Consider the following 1,910-nt stretch of genomic DNA (forward strand, 5'->3'; position numbering starts at 1 on the left):
TGATGAGCCCGGACGGACTGCGGCAACTGGTGCCCGACGTGGCCCGGCGCGACGTCTACCTGTGCGGGCCGCCCGGTCTGGTGCGCTGCGCCCGGAGCTGGCCGCCGAGGACGGCGTGCGGACCCTGCGCCACCGCCTGGACGTGCGCCCGGTCTACAAGACCGTGGACACCTGCGCGGCCGAGTTCGAGGCGACCACGCCGTACCACTACTCGACGTACGACCTGGAGACCGAGGTCGTGCCGTCGGACCGGCCGAAGGTGCTGATCCTGGGCTCCGGCCCGAACCGGATCGGGCAGGGCATCGAGTTCGACTACTCCTGCGTGCACGCCGTGCAGGCTCTGCGGTCGGCCGGTTACGAGACGGTCATGGTCAACTGCAACCCGGAGACGGTCTCCACCGACTACGACACCGCCGACCGGCTCTACTTCGAGCCGTTGACCTTCGAGGACGTCCTGGAGGTCTGGCACGCCGAGGACTCGTCCGGCCGGGCGGCCGGCGGGCCGGGCGTGGTCGGGGTGGTCGTCCAGCTCGGCGGGCAGACCCCGCTGGGGCTGGCGCAGCGGCTCAAGAACGCCGGTGTGCCGATCGTGGGCACCTCTCCGGAGTCGATCCACCTGGCCGAGGAGCGCGGCGCGTTCGGCGCGGTGCTGGCCCGCGCCGGCCTGCGCGCGCCGGCGCACGGCATGGCCACCTCGTACGACGAGGCCAAGACGATCGCCGACGAGATCGGCTACCCGGTGCTGGTCCGGCCGTCGTACGTGCTGGGCGGGCGGGGCATGGAGATCGTCTACGACGATCCGACGCTGCGCGACTACATCGGCCGGGCCACCGACATCTCCCCGGACCACCCGGTGCTTGTGGACAGGTTCCTCGACGACGCCATCGAGATCGACGTGGACGCGCTGTGCGACGCCGACGGCGAGGTCTACATCGGCGGCGTGATGGAGCACATCGAGGAGGCGGGCATCCACTCCGGCGACTCGTCGTGCGCGCTCCCGCCGATCACCCTCGCGGGCTCGCACCTGGCCGAGGTCCGCCGCTACACCGAGGCCATCGCGCGTGGCGTCGGGGTCCGCGGCCTGCTCAACGTGCAGTACGCCCTCAAGGACGACGTGCTGTACGTGCTGGAGGCCAACCCGCGCGCGTCGCGGACCGTCCCGTTCGTCTCCAAGGCAACGGCGGTGCCGCTGGCCAAGGCGGCGGCCCGGATCGCGCTCGGTGCGAGCGTCGCCGACCTGCGCGCCGAGGGCCTGCTGCCGGCGACGGGGGACGGGGGCACGATGCCGGCCGACGCGCCGGTGGCGGTCAAGGAGGCGGTGCTGCCGTTCAAGCGTTTCCGGACCCGCGCGGGCAAGGGGATCGACTCGCTGCTCGGGCCGGAGATGAAGTCGACCGGCGAGGTGATGGGCATCGACACCAACTTCGGGCACGCCTTCGCCAAGAGCCAGTCGGCCGCGTACGGGTCGCTGCCGACTGCTGGGAAGATCTTCGTCTCGGTGGCCAACCGGGACAAGCGCGGCATGATCTTCCCGATCAAGCGGCTGGCCGATCTGGGCTTCGAGATCGTCGCCACCGCCGGCACGGCCGAGGTGCTGCGCCGGCACGGCATCGCCTGTGAGCAGATCCGGAAGCACTACCAGGCCGGTGCGGGCGACGACGCGGTGTCGCTGATCGGCGGCGGCCACGTGGCGCTGGTGATCAACACGCCGCAGGGCTCGGGCGCCAGCGCCCGTTCCGACGGCTACGAGATCCGCAGCGCGGCCGTCACGGCGGACATCCCGTGCATCACCACGGTTCCCGGAGCCGCCGCGGCGGTGATGGGCATCGAGGCGCGGATCCGCGGCGACATGCATGACGCCGTCGCCGAGGCTGAAGGTGCCCGAGCGGGCCACCGCCCACCCGGTGAGG

General features: G+C 72.0%; 1 pseudogene. It reads left to right on the forward strand.

Features of this window, described 5'->3' with window-relative positions:
* Nucleotides 1-82: 82 nt before the first annotated feature.
* Nucleotides 83-1,910: pseudogene (carB, locus tag ABZ749_RS34640) on the forward strand (carbamoyl-phosphate synthase large subunit); the annotation flags it as partial.

The sequence above is a fragment of the Micromonospora sp. NPDC047753 genome, from assembly GCF_040642735.1.
Classification (GTDB): domain Bacteria; phylum Actinomycetota; class Actinomycetes; order Mycobacteriales; family Micromonosporaceae; genus Micromonospora.